Origin of the sequence: Burkholderia sp. SRS-25, from assembly GCF_004343765.1 — a bacterium.
Lineage (GTDB): Bacteria > Pseudomonadota > Gammaproteobacteria > Burkholderiales > Burkholderiaceae > Burkholderia > Burkholderia contaminans.
Genome location: NZ_PTXM01000011.1, coordinates 1 through 15,744, shown reverse-complemented (window position 1 = coordinate 15,744; position 15,744 = coordinate 1). Strand labels below are relative to the sequence as shown.

Here is a 15,744-nt window from a genome sequence, read left to right as displayed (position 1 = left end):
TGAACACCCACGAGCAATCGGATCCGCCGTCATGTGAAACAAATGCCGAAATTCGGGGTCTGCAGGAAAATGCTTGTGAGACAAGGACTTGGCTAACTTTCTTCGCTTTGTTTCACGGAATCCTGGACCACAGTCGTCCGAATTGGCTCACAGGCCTGATTTCCGTACAAAGCGACGTAAATTCACAACGACAAGCCGAAAAAGGTATCGATAGATACGTATTTCGTTATGATTGCCACATTTCAATGTCTGTGAGCACAGCGATGACCCTGGACGAAATACGCCAAGCCATTCGGGACGAACTGGAATCGCTGCGTGCGAACGGTGCACGACGACAGGAATTGTCGCTGCACGCGTGCAAGCGGTTGTTCTTCGATCTCGGCATCAGGCCGTCGGCTGCCAACGTCCGCGATCTCACCCAGACCGGCAGCGCCAGCGATATCCCGAAAGACATCGACCATTTCTGGGAGCGCATCCGTTCCGCCTCCAAAATCAGGCTCGACGGCGCCGCAATCCCGAAAGCCGTCGAGGAAAAGGCGGGGGCGTTGCTCGGCGCACTCTATGAAGAAGCGTTGAAATCCGCACGGGATAGTCTCGACGAAGATCGCGAGCAGGTTCGCGCCGGCATTGCCGACGCCGAACAGCGGTTGCGCGACGCAACCATCCGCCAGGAGACGCTTGAAGGCGCGCTCGCGCGGAGCGACGCGAAAAACGAGCAGTTACAGGCTCGTGTGACCGAGCTCGAGGTCCAGCTCGCGTCGCAAACGACGCACGGTTCGGCCAGTGAAGCGTCGTTGCTCACCACAGTCGCCCGACTGGAAATGGAACTGGCCGCGGCCGCCGGCCGCATCGAAGCCGAGCAGACGCAAAATGCAACGCTGCGCGACCGCATCGATGCGCTGCAGGCCGAACTCCAGCAGCGCACCGAGCACTACGCGCAGCAAATCAAGGATGCAGTGGCCGAAGCCGAACGCCGCGTGAAGCCGATGCTGGTCGAGCTGGATTCGTTGCGCAGCATGGCGTCAACCTACCAGAGCGGTTTGCGCGACGTTCAACGCAAGGAATTCGATTTCCTGCAGCAACTGAGTTCGGCCAAGGCACGTGCCGACCGGCTCGAAGAACAGTTGCGCAGCCAGGGTGATGAACTGGAACGTGCGACGCGCGATGTGAGTTCGCTGCGCGCGAGCCGCGGCATGAATCCGGAAATCGCCGCGCTGATCCGCCGCCTGGCCGATGCCGGGCAACTGGATGCGGACGCGTTTGCCGCGATCGGCACCTCGCTGGATCAGGAGATTCCGGTGCCGGCCCATTGTCCGCATTGCGACGGTGAGCCTGAGCTGTCACACAGCGAAGAAGGTTTCGAAGTGGCCTGCCCCGAGTGCGAGCATGCTTCGGGCGCTTGGCCGTCCCGATTCGAAGCGGTCGCGCGATTCGCGCACACGTGACGCCCGCATAGGCCACGCCGCACAGGTGAGACTATCCGGGGAGCTTGGGGTGAGGTTTTTCGGGAGCTGTGAAACGGTGAGGCTAAGCCACACAAGGCTGCTCACGGATCGCTTCGCGTGAGCAGCCCATTAGTGATCAGTGAGTTTCGTCGCTGTCCGACGCGTCACCGTTGCTGTCGGCCAGACCATCGCGCCAGTTCTTCCAGGCGCGGTGCAGGCGGTTCGACGAGATCGGCCGCATGAAGCCCAGCCATTTGCCGACCCGCTCGGGCGGCACGTCGTGTTCGAACAATTCAGCCGCATAGGTATTGCGCAGCGTTTGCGGGCTCGCGCGCGCGGTGCGCGACGACGTGAGTCCGGCGGATTCGACGATCGCGTCGATCGCGCGCAGCATCGTCGCCTTGTGCATCGGCCGCCCGGCATGGGATGCGGGGAACACGAGCTCCCCCGGAATCTCCTGGCGCTTGCGCTCGGTGAGCCAGGCTTCCAGCAGCGCGATCGCGAACGATGCCAGGTGGGTTTCGCGTGCAAAATCCGGATGCGTCGACTCGATCCGCAGTGACGTTCCGCTTGTATTGATGCAACTAATCGTGAGTGCTCGCGCTTCGCCGGTCTTGATGCCTGCACCGAGAAAGGCGGCAACGAGTGCGCGGTCGCGCCGCTCTTTCCAGTATGCGGAACCGGATACGCCGATCGGCGAAAAAAGATACGCGAGCAATGTTGCGCGCTCGGCCGGCGTGAGGAAACCGGTCGGTTCGTTGTCGCGCGCCTTGCGCCAGTTCGCTTCGCCATCCTGAGCAATGAATCGGGCCGGGTTGGTCGACGCGTATTCGGTGCGCCGGATGTGGTCGAGCACGCGCTCGATCAAGCGCAAATAGCGCATTCTCTGGGTTTTCCGGATCGGCAGTTCGCCGACGAAATTCGCGATGGTTGCGGTATCGACCGTGGCCAGATTCTTCTGGTGCGCGCGCATCCATGTGAGAAACGCGCCCCATTGCGCGCGGTAGACGTCGGCTGACGAGCGGCGATAGTCCTGCATCGCGAGCCAGGCATCGAATGCGGCTTCTGGCGAGACGATCCAGTCGGATGCACCGCGGTCGAACAGATCTGTTTCTTCCGGGCGTGCCGGGGTGTCGGGAGAGGCGGGAAGAGACATGTGATTTATTCCGTTAGTTGCGTATATGGTAGCCCTTTCCGCAACGTCTCGGGCAGCAAGAGGCTGATCAAAGCCGCCATACGCAGCGGCCCGGGCTCGGAGTCAGTCGCCCCATGCCTTGGACGGGCGATGAACGCGCGCGTGCGACGCTGTGTCGTTCGACGCAGTTGACGCTGCTTCATAGGCGAGAACCGCGAACGAAAATACGGCGGGCAGCGCATTCGAGCGCCCGAAGTCGATCGGGTCGTCCGTTTCGGGAAACGTCATGTCCAACTGTCGTTCGAACAATTGGCGCATGCCGGCGTCGTGCCGGCTGGCAAAGCCGAGATCGGCAAGCGCCTCGGCCTCGATGGCGTGCAGTAGCCGCCACGTCAGCGGGACGCGCTGGTGGATGTAGCGCCCGGCGATATGCCGGACGATCAGCTCGAGGTCGTGCGCGGCAGCCTTGAAGCTGAGCGCGGCCAAATCTTGTTCTTCTGTCATTGCAGGCTCCTGTCGACCGGGCAGGCGCCTCGGTGCGCCGGCTCCGGCCCATGCATGGCGGAATGTCCGTATACTGTACAAACATACAGTACTTTCCGCAACTGGCCTGCAATTGGCCGTTTGGCCAGCTGTTCGCGCCGTCAGCGATGGATCACGATCAGCAATGCCCGCGCCTCGGCCTTGCCGGGATTGCGGATTGCGTGCGGCTCATCGGCCGGGTAGCGCGCGGTGTCGCCCACCTTCAGGCGCCGGCTGGCTGCCGCGGCTTCGATTTCCATCGCGCCCTGCAGCACGGTGAGGTGTTCGCGCGTGCCGGGCTCGTGGGCGTTCGATATCAGTGCGCCGCCGCCTGGCAGCGTCAGCTCGTACCACTCGAACTTGCCGGCGAGGTCGATCGGGCCCCACACACGCAACTGGTAGCGGCCGTCATGGCCGGCGAGCGTCGGGATGTCGTGCGGGCCGTCTACCCGGATGGTCTCGGGTGCCTTCGGCTGAGAGAACAGCTCGTCGAGCGTGATGCCGAGCGCGTTCGTCAGCCGCCACGCCACGGCGATCGTCGGGTTGGCCTTGTCGCGCTCGATCTCGGAGAGCATCGATTTCGATACGCCGGCCGCGCGCGACAGGTCGTCGAGCGTCAGCTTGCGTTCGTTGCGCAGCCGCTGGATCTGCTCGCCGACACGCGGCGGCGTTGCGGCCGGCTGTTGCGGCGCGGCGCTGGCAGGCGTGCGCCGCGAACCGGAGGAACTTGCCATTTGGATTCCGTTCGCTTAGAGTTGTTCGATATTTCGAATTCTAGTTCGGAATATCGGATAAATGCGGTCAACCGAACGACCGACTATAACAGTAGCAGGCCGTTGCGCCGCCGCCACGAGTGGCGCGTTGCGGAATGCGAAACCCTGTCAGGAGCTTTGCGATGCGTGATGCCTTTCTCGCCCAGGTGCGCGGGACGCTGGACCAGATCCGCGTGGACGGTTTTTACAAGACCGAGCGCGAGATCGCGAGTCCCCAGGCGGCGGACGTGCGGCTCGCCGATGGTGCCGGCGTGCTCAATTTCTGCGCGAACAACTATCTGGGTCTGGCGAACGATTCGCGCCTGATCGACGCGGCGAAGGCCGGCCTCGACCAGGACGGCTTCGGCATGGCATCGGTGCGCTTCATCTGCGGCACGCAAACCGTGCACAAGCAACTGGAAAGCGCGCTGGCCGCGTTTCTCGGCACCGAGGACAGCATCCTCTATTCGAGCTGCTTCGACGCGAACGGCGGGCTGTTCGAGACGCTGCTCGACGAGAACGACGCGGTGATCAGCGACGAACTGAACCACGCAAGCATCATCGACGGCGTTCGCCTCTGCAAGGCGAAGCGCTTCCGCTACAAGAACAACGACCTGGCCGACCTCGAGGCGAAGCTCAAGGAAGCCGACGCAGCGGGCGCGCGCCACAAGCTGATCGCGACCGACGGCGTGTTCTCGATGGACGGCATCATCGCCGATCTCAAAGGCATCTGCGATCTCGCCGATCGTTACGGCGCGATCGTGATGGTCGACGATTCGCACGCGGTCGGCTTCATCGGCACGCACGGCCGCGGCACGCCCGAGCACTGCGGCGTCGAAGGCCGCGTCGACATCATCACGGGCACGCTCGGCAAGGCGCTCGGCGGTGCATCGGGCGGTTATGTCGCCGCGCGTCGCGAGGTCATCGAACTCCTGCGCCAGCGCTCGCGCCCGTACCTGTTCTCGAACACGCTCACGCCAAGCATCGCCGCGGCCTCGCTGACGGTGCTGGCGCTGCTCGGCAGCGACGAAGGCGCGAAGCTGCGCGAGCGCGTGCGCGAAAACGGCGCGCGGTTCCGCAAGCAGATGACCGAGGCCGGCTTCACGCTCGTGCCGGGTGCGCATCCGATCATCCCGGTGATGCTCGGCGACGCGCAGCTCGCGACGAACATGGCAGACAAGCTGCTCGACGAAGGTGTCTACGTGATCGGCTTCTCGTTCCCTGTCGTGCCGCGCGGCCGCGCGCGCATCCGTACGCAGATGAGCGCCGCGCACACACCCGAGCAGATCGACCAGGCGGTCGCCGCGTTCGTGCGCGTCGGCAAGTCGCTCGGCATCATCTGACGGAGGCGCGATCATGAAAGCACTGGCAAAGCTCGAGCGCGGCCCCGGCCTCACGCTCACGCGCGTGAAGCGCCCCGAAGTCGGCCACAACGATGTGCTGATCAAGATCCGCCGCACGGCGATCTGCGGCACCGACATCCATATCTGGAAGTGGGACGACTGGGCGCAGAAGACGATTCCCGTGCCGATGCACGTCGGTCACGAGTATGTCGGCGAGATCGTCGAGATGGGGCAGGAAGTGCGCGGCTTCGCGATCGGCGATCGCGTGTCCGGCGAAGGCCACATCACGTGCGGTTTCTGCCGCAACTGTCGCGCGGGGCGCCGGCATCTGTGCCGCAACACGGTCGGCGTCGGCGTGAACCGCGAAGGCGCGTTCGCCGAGTATCTGGCGATTCCTGCGTTCAACGCATTCAAGATTCCGCCGGAGATCTCCGACGATCTCGCATCGATCTTCGATCCGTTCGGCAACGCGACGCACACGGCCCTGTCGTTCAACCTCGTCGGCGAAGACGTGCTGATCACCGGCGCGGGCCCGATCGGCATCATGGCCGTCGCGATCGCGAAGCATGTCGGTGCGCGCAACGTCGTCATCACCGACATCAACGACTACCGGCTCGAACTCGCGCGCAAGATGGGCGCGACGCGCGCGGTCAACGTCGCGCGCGAGTCGCTGCGCGACGTGATGTCCGACCTGCACATGACCGAAGGCTTCGACGTCGGCCTCGAAATGTCGGGTGTGCCGAGCGCGTTCACGAGCATGCTCGAGGCGATGAACCACGGGGGCAAGGTCGCGCTGCTCGGCATTCCGCCCGCGCAGACGGCGATCGACTGGAACCAGGTGATCTTCAAGGGGCTCGAGATCAAGGGCATCTACGGCCGCGAGATGTTCGAGACCTGGTACAAGATGGTCGCGATGCTGCAGAGCGGCCTCGACCTGTCGCCGATCATCACGCACCGCTTTGCGGCCGACGATTACGAGAAAGGCTTCGCCGCGATGTTGTCTGGTGAAAGCGGCAAGGTGATTCTCGACTGGACGGCCTGAGTGCCGAGAAGGGGCGGTGCGGCATGTTTGCCGCCTGCCCCGTGTTTGTTTGACGTCTGCGTTTCCGAGTCGAAACACGCGAATCCGCGCTCAAGGTGAGATTATTCGGGAGCTGTGTTTGCGCGCCGAATCGCGACACGATCGCACATCGGTGACCTGCAATCGCACGTTCACTTCACCTGTCGGCAGTCGTCCCGCTTCCCGACATCACGCCATCACGCCATTCGGCACTTGCCCCCTCTTCCAGGCACTTCCCTCTTGGTTGCCCGCGTGATCGTTCGCCACGCACGCCATGCGATGCCATGCCGAACCGCATCGTCAACCGTGAGCCTTCACGCGTCGTTGCGACTCACTCATGCGTGAAGCGATCGACATCGATAGATATCGACCGGTGCGCGGGCCGCTACTCGATCCGTTCACCATTCAACCCTCGCGGGTCGAGCTGAAGACTCAACACGACGAGCCAGCGCTTCGGGCACTGTGGCGCGATGTCGGCCGGATCGCCGTGCGCGCCGGGAACGGTGACGAACCCGTGTTGCGCCGCGTATTGATATGCGCGCAACGCGTCCGCCTGCAGCCAGAAGCTGACGAGCGCACACGTGACGAAGCGGAACAGCAGCACCGTCGCGGCATCCGGCGCGAAGCCGGCCATGACCAGCAGGCTTTCGAACGCGAATGCCAGCGCCTGGGCGACCGCGATCGTGAGAATCGTCAGCTTCAGCACACCGCGCAGCCGTTGCGCCGCGCGCACGCGGGCGTGCCGGACGTCAAGCCGGGTGTGATCGTCGCCGCCCTCGCGCTTCGGCATATCGTGTTTCATGACACTGCTCCGACGTGCCGCGCGATGTCGAACTGCGCCGTATCGCCGGCAACGATGCGACCGCTCCCGACGCCGACGGATTTGCACAGGATCGTGCTGTCGTAGTTGTGTCCCGGAAAGCGCATCACGTCGACCGGTTGAAATCCTTCGCGTCGATAGAAATCGATGAGCCGGACTGCCGCATACGGTGCATCGAGTGCGAGATGCGTCGCGCCGCGCGCGGCGGCCCGCCGTTGCGCGAACGCGAGCAGCGAACGGCCGATGCCGCGATCCTGCCAGACAGGATCGACGGCCAGTTGGCAGAGTGTCGCGACGTGCCGGCTGCGGTACGGATCGCAGCAGGAATGGGGATCGTGCGAACGCATTGTCATCGTCGCGACCAGGTGGGCATTGCCGAGCGCGACGAAGCACTCGCCGGTGAGCATGCATTCGCGTGTCGTCGAGGGCGGCTGATCGACGCCAGGGCAGTTGAAGCCCAGTGCGCCGAGCGGTGCGAACGCGCGATGCAGCAGCGCGGTCAACGTGTCGTACGAATCGCTGCGCGGGTCGAAGCGCCGCACGACGACGCGGCCGTCGAGCCGCTTCGCATAAGCCGCATAGGCGCGCACAGGGCGCGCGGATTCCGGTCGCTGCATGATGTCCTTTCGCCCACACGGGGTGACCGAAGTGTAGTGAGCGTCGCGCGTCCGCTTCAAGAAAAAATGTCGTAAACGGGGCGGCCCGCATCGCCGTCCAGGCCGTGATTCAGTCCTCTCGCCGACAGGGCTTTTGCATCCGGGTGTTGACGACGGAGAACGATCGTTCTGCCGTAAATCCATGAACACACCTCACGACTCCTCCACCGAACCGGGCGTTCGCGACCAACTGCTCGAAGCAGCCGAAGCATTGATCTATTCGGGCGGCATCCATGCAACCGGCGTGGATGCGATCGTCAGGCGATCCGGCGCGGCCCGAAAGAGCTTCTATTCGCATTTCGAATCGAAAGAGGCGCTGGCCGCGGCCGCGCTCGAACGTCGCGACGAACGCTGGATGCGCTGGTTCGTCGATGCAACGCTGGCGCGTGGCAAGGCGCCACGCGTGCAGTTGATCGGCATGTTCGACGTGCTGCGCGACTGGTTCGGGCAGCCCGACTTCCACGGCTGTGCATTCCTGAACGCATCGGGTGAGATTCCCGACGCGGATGATCACGTGCGCGTCGTCGCACGTGAGCACAAGGCACGCCTGTTGGCATTCGTACGCGAGCGGTTCGATGCGTATGCCGACGAAACCGGCATCGAGCGCCGCAGGCTTGCGCGACGGGCGCGCCAGTGGCTCGTGCTGATCGACGGTGCAATCGGCGTGGCACTCGTAACCGGCGATGCAAACGCCGCGCGCGACGGCCGAACTGCTGCTCGACGCGGTGTCCCGCTAGTCGAAGCAGCGATCCCGAACCGGCCGCGATTGTCCGCGGCTGGAACCTGAACAGGAGCAATCCATGTCCGCTTCCCCCGAAGTCCGTCCGCCCGTTCCGCCCTTCACGCTCGAAACGGCGCGCCAGAAGGTGCGCGCCGCCGAGGACGGATGGAACACGCGCGACCCGCAGCGCGTGTCGCTCGCCTGTACGCCGCAAAGCCGATGGCGCAATCGTGCGGAATTCGTGACCGGCCGCGACGAGCGCGTCGGGCTGCTGCAGCGCAAGTGGGCGCGCGAGCTCGCCTAACGGTTGATCAAGGAGCTGTGGGCGTTCGACGGCAATCGCATCGCGGTGCGTTTTGCATACGAATGGCATGACGATGCCGGCAACTGGTTCCGTTCGTACGGCAACGAAAACCGGGAGTTCGACGAGAACGGCCTGATGGCGCATCGTCACGCGAGTATCAACGACCTGCCGATTCGCGAGCAGGATCGTCTTTATCACTGGCCGCTCGGTCGCTGTCCGGACGATCATCCGGGGCTGTCCGACCTCGGGCTGTGAGGCGCGCGTCGGCTCGACGAACGCATCAACGGGATGCAACGGTGAGGAAATTCGGGAGTCGGTGCGCTGAAGGTGAGACTTTTCGGGACGAGGTGAAATGTCGCGTCGGACTGTGTGCAACGAGCCGTTCGACGCGTCAGCGCATCGGGCAAACCGGACGTGCCGCACACATTGGCATCGCGTGATGCACGTGTTTGCACGCCACGGTGTGCTTTATCACGTGATGCATCTCACCGATCGCACAGAGCCGACAGTGAATTGACGATCGGTGTGCATACGCGCGATGTGCAGCTCACCGATCGTGTCGACGTCGACAACGGATGGCGAGAGCCTTTAGCGTTGTGGTGCGGTGTTGTTCACCACTCGACGTCACCGTCCAGGCGACGGAATCAGCACGGGTGCGCAAATGCGTTGCGTGTTGCTCACCGCCCATCGATTCACGCAGTCACTATCCGGCGCGTGCGAACGCACGCGCCGGGCATGATCGTCAGCCCGCGATGCGCGCGGCGATCGCCTCGCCGACTTCCTGCGTGCCCGCATTGCCGCCGAGATCGCGCGAATGCGGCCCCGTGCGCAGCACATCCTCGATCGCGGCGACGATCGCGTCGTGGGCTTCGCGTTCGCGGCCCGCGCCGTTGCCGAGGAAGTCGAGCATCAACGCTGCCGACCAGATCATCGCAACGGGGTTCGCGATGTATTGCCCCGCGATGTCGGGCGCGGAGCCGTGCACGGGTTCGAACAGCGACGGAAACTTGCGGTCGGGGTTCAGGTTCGCCGACGGTGCGATGCCGATCGTGCCCGTACAGGCCGGCCCGAGATCCGACAGGATGTCGCCGAACAGGTTTGACGCAACGACGACGTCGAAGCGGTCAGGCTGCAGCACGAAGCGCGCACACAGGATGTCGATGTGCTGCTTGTCGACGGCGATGTCGGGATAGCGTTCGGCCATCTCGGCCGTGCGCGCGTCCCACCACGGCATGCTGATCGCGATGCCGTTGCTCTTCGTCGCGACGGTGAGGCGCTTCGCGCGCCGCTGTGCGAGGTCGAACGCGAATTTCAGCACGCGCTCGGTGCCGTGACGCGTGAAGATCGACTGCTGCATCACGATCTCGCGTTCGGTGCCTTCGAACATCGTGCCGCCGACCGACGAATACTCGCCCTCGGTGTTCTCGCGCACGATCATGAAGTCGATGTCGCCCGCGCGGCGGCCGGCGAGCGGCGACGGCACGCCGTCGAACAGGCGTGCGGGCCGCAAGTTGATGTACTGGTCGAATTCGCGGCGGAATTTCAGCAACGAGCCCCACAGCGAAATGTGATCGGGCACCGTCGCCGGCCAGCCGACCGCGCCGAACAGGATCGCGTCCATGCCCGACAGCTGCGCCTTCCAGTCGTCCGGCATCATCTTGCCGTGCTGCGCGTAGTAGTCACAGCTCGCCCAGTCGATCTGGACGAAGTCGAAGCGCACGCCGAAGCGCGCGGTCACGGCCTCGAGTGCGCGCAGGCCCTCGGGCATCACTTCGCGGCCGATGCCGTCGCCGGGAATCACGGCAATCTTGTAAGTCCTGTCGGTCATGCAAATCTCCTTGGCTGGGCGGCCGGCTGCCTGGGGCGGTAGCGGCGCGTTACGTCATTCTATTTATTTCCATTCAGATTAAAATCGTGCGAAAGGTTAATCGACTTTACACGAATCGTGAACAAATCGCCGAATCTGGACGACCTGCGCGTGTTCAGCCTGGTCGTCCGCCTGACCAGCTTCAGCGCGGCCGCCGAGCAGCTCGCGGTATCGCCCGCCTATGTCAGCAAGCGCATCGCGCTGCTCGAGGCGCAGCTCGGCACGCGCCTGCTGCATCGCTCGACGCGCCGCGTGACGGTGACGGAAGCCGGCGAACGCGTGTACGCGCGCGCCGAGAAGATCCTCGACGACGTCGATCACCTCGTCGAGGACGTGTCGACCACGCGCACGGTGCCGCGCGGGACGCTGCGCATTTCGAGCAGCTTCGGCTTCGGCCGGCACATCGTCGCGCCTGCGTTGCTCGACTTCACCGTGCGTTTTCCGCAGCTGAACGTGCGGCTCGATCTGTTCGACCGGCTCGTCGATGTCGCGGGCGAAGGCTACGACCTCGACGTGCGCATCGGCGACGAGATCGCCGATCACCTGATCGCGCGCCGCCTCGCCGCGAACTACCGCGTGCTGTGTGCATCGCCCGACTATCTCGCTCGGCGCGGCACGCCGCGCTCGCTCGCGGATCTCGCGTCGCACGACTGTCTGGCCATCAAGGAGCGCGATCACCCGTTCGGCGTGTGGCGGCTGAACGTGCGCGGCGAAACGGCAACGGTGAAGGTCGGCGGCGCGCTGTCGACGAACCATGGCGAGGTGGCGGTGCAGTGGGCACTGGCCGGGCGTGGAATCGTGTTGCGTTCGATCTGGGAAGCCGCGCCGCTGATCGAACGCGGCGCACTGTGTCGCGTGCTGCCGGACGCAATCCAGCCCGCGAACATCTGGGCTGTGTACCCGGAACGCGTTGCGGCGTCGGCGAAAGTGCGCGTGTGCGTGGATTTTCTGGTGGAGACGCTGGCCGGCTTGAATGCCGCCGCGGGTGACGAGACGGCCTGAAACCGCCTAAAGGTGAGCTTTTACGGGGGCTGTGCGGAACGTCGGCAGGCACTCGGTTCCGGCTCGCAATCACGTCGCGAGCCGGTAGCGTCTACCTTGCACCCATGCATTGGCGGCTGCAATGTGCCGGGCCCGCCGACGATGGTGCCCGCACGTGGCTTATGCCGCTTTCGCCACGTCTGCCGCGCCGAGCATCAGGTCGAGGTTCTGCACGGCCGCGCCGGATGCCCCTTTGCCGAGATTGTCGAACACGGCGGACAGCAGCACCTGGCCGTGATCGGCATTGACGAACACGCCGAGCCGCAGGTCATTGGTGCCGTTCAGCGCTTGCGGATCGAGATGCGTGATCGCTTGCGTCGCCGCGAGCGGCGTGACGTCGACGTGACGCGCGCCGGCGTAATGGTGCGCAAGACACGCATGCAGCCGCTCACCGGTCACGCCGGCAGGAAGCAGGCGCAGCTCGATCGGCACGGTGAGCACGATGCCTTGCCGATAGGCACCGTAGGCCGGCACGAATATCGGGCGATTCGTCAGACCGGCATGCAGCTGGATCTCCGGCACATGCTTGTGCGCGAGTGCGAGGCCGTAGACCTGTAGCGGTTTCGCTTGCGAAGCATCGTTCGACTCGAATGCGTCGACGGCAGCCCGTCCGCCGCCGGAGTAGCCGGAGACGGCATGGATGCTCACCGGGTAGTCGCGCGGCAGCAGGCCGGCCTGTTGCAAGGGGCGCAGCAGCGCGATCGCGCCGGTCGGATAGCAGCCGGGATTGGTGACGCGCCGCGCATGCGCAATCGTCTGTGCGTGCCCGTTCGCCATTTCGGGAAAGCCGTAAACCCAATCCGGCTGCGTGCGATGGGCCGAACTCGCGTCGATCACGCGCACCGCCGGATTCCGGATGAAGCCGACCGCTTCGCGTGCGGCCGCATCGGGCAGGCACAGGATCGCGATGTCGGCTGCGTTGATTGCTTCGGCGCGCCGCACGGGATCCTTGCGCTCGGCGTCCGGCAGCGTAACGAGCTGCAGGTCGTCACGCCCGCGCAGGCGTTCGTGGATCAGCAATCCGGTCGTGCCTTGATCGCCGTCGATGTAGACAGTGGGCTGGCTCATGATGGTCGCGTTCCTTCGGTTCTGTCGTCGGGAAAGCCGTATCGTCCGCCGAACACCTAGAATAGGAAAAGTTGAATTTGCTGACTGCGAGATTCAGTTTTCATGAACGAGGGGTGAAGGATGCGAGAGATCAGCCTGGACCGCCTGCGCACGCTGGTCGCCATCGCGGACCACGGGTCCTTTGTCGCCGCGGCGCAATGGCTTCATCTCGCGCCGCCGACCGTCAGTCTTCACATTGCCGAACTGGAAAGCCGGATCGGCGCGCCGTTGCTGTCCCGCACGCGTGGAAACGTGCGGCCTTCGCCTGTCGGTGAAGTGCTGGTGGAGCGGGCGCGTCGCCTGCTGGCCGAGGTCGAATCCACGCTGGACGATGTGCAGCGGCAGGTGCAGGGGTTGACCGGGCGCGTACGCCTCGGCGCTTCGACCGGAGCGATCGCGCACCTGCTGCCGCAGGCGGTGGCCGGGTTGCGCGAGCAGCATCCGGACATCGATGTCCAGATCGCGGTGCTCACGTCGCACGATACGCTGGCGCGCATTGCGCAGGGCACGCTCGATATCGGACTGGTGGCGCTGCCGCAGACGGCTGTCGCGGGGTTGTCGATCCGCGCGTGGCGGCGCGATCCGGTGATGGCGTTTCTGCCGGCGGACTGGCCGCTCCCGGCGCGCGTGACGCCCGGCTATCTGGCCGCCCGCCCGCTGATTCTCAACGATGCGACCACCCGGCTGTCACGGCTCACGACGGAATGGTTCGCGCAGGGCGGCCACCGGCCGGAGCCGCGGATCGAACTCAACTACAACGATGCGATCAAGAGCCTGGTCGCGGCAGGTTACGGCGCGACGCTGTTGCCGCACGAGGCGGGCGCCCCGCTACCCGACGCACGCATCGTCATGCGGGCGTTGCGCCCGGCGTTGTGGCGGGAACTGGGTATCGCCTATCGGGCGGGGCCGGTCGAGCGGGCGACGCAGCACGTGCTCGACGCGTTGTGGGCGCTGAAGGCACGATAGCGCGCCGGCATTCGGGAACGTCGGTGCGGCCGGTCGTTCGTGCCGGCAGTACCTGCACATCCGCGGCATGGCGCTTCAAAGCCGGTTGTCCTTCGCGAGCGTCAGCACGCGCGCCCAGCGTTGCGCATCGCGCTTGTCCGTCATCGGCAGCTTCCATTCGCTGCGCACGGCATCGCGCACGCGCACGACGAGATGCCAGCGGCCGCCGATCGGCGCGGCCTGGCAGCCGTCGAGCTGCGACAGCGTATAGCGGCCGTCCGCGCCGTCGTGCGACAGCCACAGCAACCCCTGCGTCGCGGACACGCGCAGCTCGCCCCACGCGCGATGCACGACGTGGGTCCAGCCTTCTTCCTTCGTATTCGGTGCGATGTCGCGGCGGCGCTTGATCCACCACGCGACCAGCGCGATCAGGATCGCGGCGGCGAGCACGGCGGCCGCGATCGCGACCGGCCGGCCGAACTGTGCGGCGATGACATGAAACAGGTGAACCGCGCCCCATCCGAGAGCGATGAGCGCGAACAGTGCAATGAAAATCGGCATGTCTGAACGGAGAAGTGGACGGACCGGCGCATGCGTCGCGCCAGTCCGTCGCGCGCGGCATTACCGTTTGCGGTGAATGTCGTGCGTCACGAAGCCCGCGTCGTTGTTGGGCAGCGCGAGGCCGTCCTTGACTGCGAGCGTCTTGCGGATGTCGTCGAGACCCGCGGACCAGTGGTCACGCATCGTCGACAGACCGAACTGATAGTCCTTGTAGTGATGCTCGTACGCCTTCTGCTGGTAGATCAGGTGCTGGATGTTGTACTTCTTGCTGCACGACATCGCATCGGCCTCGATGCACCACGGATCCGCCTTGCGCTGCTCTTCCGGCACCTGGTCGAGCACGTGGCGCAGCACGTTGCGGTAGCGCTGTTCGCGCTGCAGCGTGTCGGTGACGAAACGCGTGCGGCTCGAATACTGCACATCCTTCGTGCGCTCAGCGACGTCGGCCATCGTGCGCGGCAGCGGCCCGCGCGCGCTCCACAGATCGACCTGGAACGCGAGCGTGTCGCGGCGCGGCCGTGCGCGGAGCACTTCCATCAGCGGCGTATTCGACACGACACCACCGTCCCAGTAGTACTCGCCGTCGATCTCGACCGGCGGGAATGCGGGCGGCAGCGCACCGGACGCCATGAAATGCTCCGGCGCAAGACGGATGCGCGAGTTGTCGAAATACACGAAGTTGCCGGTACCGACGTTGACCGCGCCGACCGACACGCGCGTTTCGCCCGAATTGATCCGGTCGAAATCGCACAGCTTCAGCAGCGTCGCGCGCAGTTGCGACGTGTCGTACCAGCTGATCTTCTCCGGGTGATCCGACACGCCCGGCAGCGGCGGCGGGAAGCGCGGCACGAAGAAGCCCTGCTGGCCCTGCATCATCGCGCTCGCGGCCTGCGACGCGGTGAAGAACGTGCGGACCTGGTCGATGCTGTTGAACAGCGCGAACTCGAATGCGGCCGGAATCGTCGGGAAGAACGCCGGCTTGCAGATCGTTTCCCAGAATTCGCGCAGCCGCTCGACACGATGCTCGGGCGCATTGCCCGCGATCAGCGCGGTGTTGAGCGCGCCGATCGAGATGCCCGCGATCCAGTCGAGCGGGATGCCCGCCTCGTGCAGCCCTTCGAACACGCCGGCCTGGTACGCGCCGAGCGCGCCACCGCCTTGCAGCACGAGCGCGATCGTCTCGTACGGCAGCGTGCGCGCGGCGGCCGGTGCGCCGGCCTCGTGATGCAGGTCCGCCGCATCGACGGCCTGCTTTTCGGTGCGGGCGTGCGGCTTCATTGCATGAACCAGCCGTGGCTGACGATGAACGACTGGCCCGTGAGCGCGGCGCTCGGGAAGGCCGACAGGAACAGCACCGTCTGCGCGACGTCCTGAACGGTCGTGAACACGCCGTCGACCGTATTGCCGAGCATCACCTTCTTCACCACTTCCTCTTCGCTGATGCCGAGCTCCTTCGCCTGCTCCG

Annotated in this window: 15 protein-coding genes and 2 pseudogenes; 7 read left to right on the top strand and 10 right to left on the bottom strand. The window is 65.0% G+C overall.

Annotated elements, in window-relative coordinates; genetic code table 11:
* Positions 1–263 precede the first annotated feature (263 nt).
* A complete protein-coding gene (locus C5O79_RS16625) occupies positions 264–1,445 on the top strand; it encodes a DNA-binding protein (RefSeq protein WP_131931483.1) in 1,182 nt (393 codons plus the stop codon).
* A gap of 136 nt (positions 1,446–1,581) precedes the next feature.
* Here C5O79_RS16625 and C5O79_RS16620 read toward each other — a convergent pair whose 3' ends face one another.
* The 3 genes from C5O79_RS16620 to C5O79_RS16610 all read right to left on the bottom strand — a co-directional run bounded on the left by C5O79_RS16620 (position 1,582) and on the right by C5O79_RS16610 (position 3,836).
* Positions 1,582–2,601 carry a tyrosine-type recombinase/integrase gene (locus C5O79_RS16620; protein WP_039344623.1) on the bottom strand — a complete coding sequence of 340 codons (1,020 nt, stop codon included), beginning with the start codon at positions 2,599–2,601 and terminating at the stop codon, positions 1,582–1,584.
* A 102-nt stretch (positions 2,602–2,703) separates the two neighbouring features.
* Positions 2,704–3,084, bottom strand: a complete 381-nt coding sequence (locus tag C5O79_RS16615; protein ID WP_039344620.1) for a DUF2471 family protein — start codon at positions 3,082–3,084, stop codon at positions 2,704–2,706.
* A 140-nt stretch (positions 3,085–3,224) separates the two neighbouring features.
* On the bottom strand, positions 3,225–3,836 hold the full coding sequence (locus C5O79_RS16610; RefSeq protein ID WP_039344617.1) for an XRE family transcriptional regulator: 612 nt from the start codon (positions 3,834–3,836) through the stop codon (positions 3,225–3,227).
* Positions 3,837–3,997: 161 nt separating this feature from the next.
* Here C5O79_RS16610 and C5O79_RS16605 point away from each other — a divergent pair, with 161 nt between their 5' ends.
* Positions 3,998–5,197 (top strand): glycine C-acetyltransferase, encoded by a 1,200-nt coding sequence (locus C5O79_RS16605; protein WP_122474599.1) that lies wholly within the window; start codon positions 3,998–4,000, stop codon positions 5,195–5,197.
* A 13-nt stretch (positions 5,198–5,210) separates the two neighbouring features.
* A complete protein-coding gene (gene tdh / locus C5O79_RS16600; RefSeq protein ID WP_011356765.1) occupies positions 5,211–6,239 on the top strand; it encodes an L-threonine 3-dehydrogenase in 1,029 nt (342 codons plus the stop codon).
* Positions 6,240–6,642: 403 nt separating this feature from the next.
* On the opposite strand, the gene C5O79_RS16590 is transcribed toward tdh, so the two are convergent.
* Both C5O79_RS16590 and C5O79_RS16585 read right to left on the bottom strand, forming a co-directional pair.
* The gene (locus C5O79_RS16590; RefSeq protein ID WP_046548822.1) at positions 6,643–7,059 is read right to left on the bottom strand and encodes a hypothetical protein; all 417 of its coding nucleotides are present in this window, start codon (positions 7,057–7,059) and stop codon (positions 6,643–6,645) included.
* Positions 7,056–7,694 carry a GNAT family N-acetyltransferase gene (locus tag C5O79_RS16585; protein WP_122474600.1) on the bottom strand — a complete coding sequence of 213 codons (639 nt, stop codon included), beginning with the start codon at positions 7,692–7,694 and terminating at the stop codon, positions 7,056–7,058. The genes C5O79_RS16590 and C5O79_RS16585 overlap by 4 nt, the downstream gene beginning before the upstream one ends.
* A gap of 181 nt (positions 7,695–7,875) precedes the next feature.
* Between C5O79_RS16585 and C5O79_RS16580 the strand changes: the two genes are divergently transcribed.
* Both C5O79_RS16580 and C5O79_RS16575 read left to right on the top strand, forming a co-directional pair.
* Positions 7,876–8,520: a TetR/AcrR family transcriptional regulator gene (locus C5O79_RS16580; RefSeq protein WP_122474601.1), complete on the top strand. Its 645-nt coding sequence runs from the start codon at positions 7,876–7,878 to the stop codon at positions 8,518–8,520.
* A gap of 13 nt (positions 8,521–8,533) precedes the next feature.
* Positions 8,534–9,013 (top strand): annotated as a pseudogene (locus C5O79_RS16575) (nuclear transport factor 2 family protein).
* Between the two features lie 487 nt (positions 9,014–9,500).
* Here C5O79_RS16575 and C5O79_RS16570 read toward each other — a convergent pair.
* A complete protein-coding gene (locus C5O79_RS16570; protein ID WP_039344597.1) occupies positions 9,501–10,586 on the bottom strand; it encodes a tartrate dehydrogenase in 1,086 nt (361 codons plus the stop codon).
* A 117-nt stretch (positions 10,587–10,703) separates the two neighbouring features.
* Between C5O79_RS16570 and C5O79_RS16565 the strand changes: the two genes are divergently transcribed.
* Positions 10,704–11,627 (top strand): LysR substrate-binding domain-containing protein, encoded by a 924-nt coding sequence (locus tag C5O79_RS16565; RefSeq protein WP_046548825.1) that lies wholly within the window; start codon positions 10,704–10,706, stop codon positions 11,625–11,627.
* 159 nt (positions 11,628–11,786) lie between these two features.
* On the opposite strand, the gene argC is transcribed toward C5O79_RS16565, so the two are convergent.
* Positions 11,787–12,734 carry an N-acetyl-gamma-glutamyl-phosphate reductase gene (gene argC, locus C5O79_RS16560; protein WP_122474602.1) on the bottom strand — a complete coding sequence of 316 codons (948 nt, stop codon included), beginning with the start codon at positions 12,732–12,734 and terminating at the stop codon, positions 11,787–11,789.
* A 120-nt stretch (positions 12,735–12,854) separates the two neighbouring features.
* Between argC and C5O79_RS16555 the strand changes: the two genes are divergently transcribed.
* Positions 12,855–13,739 carry a LysR family transcriptional regulator gene (locus C5O79_RS16555; protein WP_122474603.1) on the top strand — a complete coding sequence of 295 codons (885 nt, stop codon included), beginning with the start codon at positions 12,855–12,857 and terminating at the stop codon, positions 13,737–13,739.
* 75 nt (positions 13,740–13,814) lie between these two features.
* Here the strand turns inward: C5O79_RS16555 and C5O79_RS16550 are convergent, their stop codons facing one another.
* The 3 genes and pseudogenes from C5O79_RS16550 to C5O79_RS16540 form a co-directional block, all read right to left on the bottom strand.
* The gene (locus C5O79_RS16550) at positions 13,815–14,279 is read right to left on the bottom strand and encodes a hypothetical protein (protein WP_089443707.1); all 465 of its coding nucleotides are present in this window, start codon (positions 14,277–14,279) and stop codon (positions 13,815–13,817) included.
* Between the two features lie 60 nt (positions 14,280–14,339).
* On the bottom strand, positions 14,340–15,557 hold the full coding sequence (locus tag C5O79_RS16545; RefSeq protein ID WP_039344582.1) for a patatin-like phospholipase family protein: 1,218 nt from the start codon (positions 15,555–15,557) through the stop codon (positions 14,340–14,342).
* A pseudogene (locus C5O79_RS16540) lies at positions 15,554–15,744 on the bottom strand (3-hydroxybutyrate dehydrogenase); the annotation flags it as partial. The gene C5O79_RS16545 and the pseudogene C5O79_RS16540, both read right to left, overlap by 4 nt.

Excerpts from the sequence above, each read along its gene's own strand:
- C5O79_RS16625 (WP_131931483.1), top strand. The coding sequence starts at position 264 with ATGACCCTGGACGAAATACGCCAAGCCATTCGGGACGAACTGGAATCG.
- C5O79_RS16620 (WP_039344623.1), bottom strand. The coding sequence starts at position 2,601 with ATGTCTCTTCCCGCCTCTCCCGACACCCCGGCACGCCCGGAAGAAACA.
- C5O79_RS16615 (WP_039344620.1), bottom strand. The coding sequence starts at position 3,084 with ATGACAGAAGAACAAGATTTGGCCGCGCTCAGCTTCAAGGCTGCCGCG.
- C5O79_RS16610 (WP_039344617.1), bottom strand. The coding sequence starts at position 3,836 with ATGGCAAGTTCCTCCGGTTCGCGGCGCACGCCTGCCAGCGCCGCGCCG.
- C5O79_RS16605 (WP_122474599.1), top strand. The coding sequence starts at position 3,998 with ATGCGTGATGCCTTTCTCGCCCAGGTGCGCGGGACGCTGGACCAGATC.
- tdh (WP_011356765.1), top strand. The coding sequence starts at position 5,211 with ATGAAAGCACTGGCAAAGCTCGAGCGCGGCCCCGGCCTCACGCTCACG.
- C5O79_RS16590 (WP_046548822.1), bottom strand. The coding sequence starts at position 7,059 with ATGAAACACGATATGCCGAAGCGCGAGGGCGGCGACGATCACACCCGG.
- C5O79_RS16585 (WP_122474600.1), bottom strand. The coding sequence starts at position 7,694 with ATGCAGCGACCGGAATCCGCGCGCCCTGTGCGCGCCTATGCGGCTTAT.
- C5O79_RS16580 (WP_122474601.1), top strand. The coding sequence starts at position 7,876 with ATGAACACACCTCACGACTCCTCCACCGAACCGGGCGTTCGCGACCAA.
- C5O79_RS16570 (WP_039344597.1), bottom strand. The coding sequence starts at position 10,586 with ATGACCGACAGGACTTACAAGATTGCCGTGATTCCCGGCGACGGCATC.
- argC (WP_122474602.1), bottom strand. The coding sequence starts at position 12,734 with ATGAGCCAGCCCACTGTCTACATCGACGGCGATCAAGGCACGACCGGA.
- C5O79_RS16555 (WP_122474603.1), top strand. The coding sequence starts at position 12,855 with ATGCGAGAGATCAGCCTGGACCGCCTGCGCACGCTGGTCGCCATCGCG.
- C5O79_RS16550 (WP_089443707.1), bottom strand. The coding sequence starts at position 14,279 with ATGCCGATTTTCATTGCACTGTTCGCGCTCATCGCTCTCGGATGGGGC.
- C5O79_RS16545 (WP_039344582.1), bottom strand. The coding sequence starts at position 15,557 with ATGAAGCCGCACGCCCGCACCGAAAAGCAGGCCGTCGATGCGGCGGAC.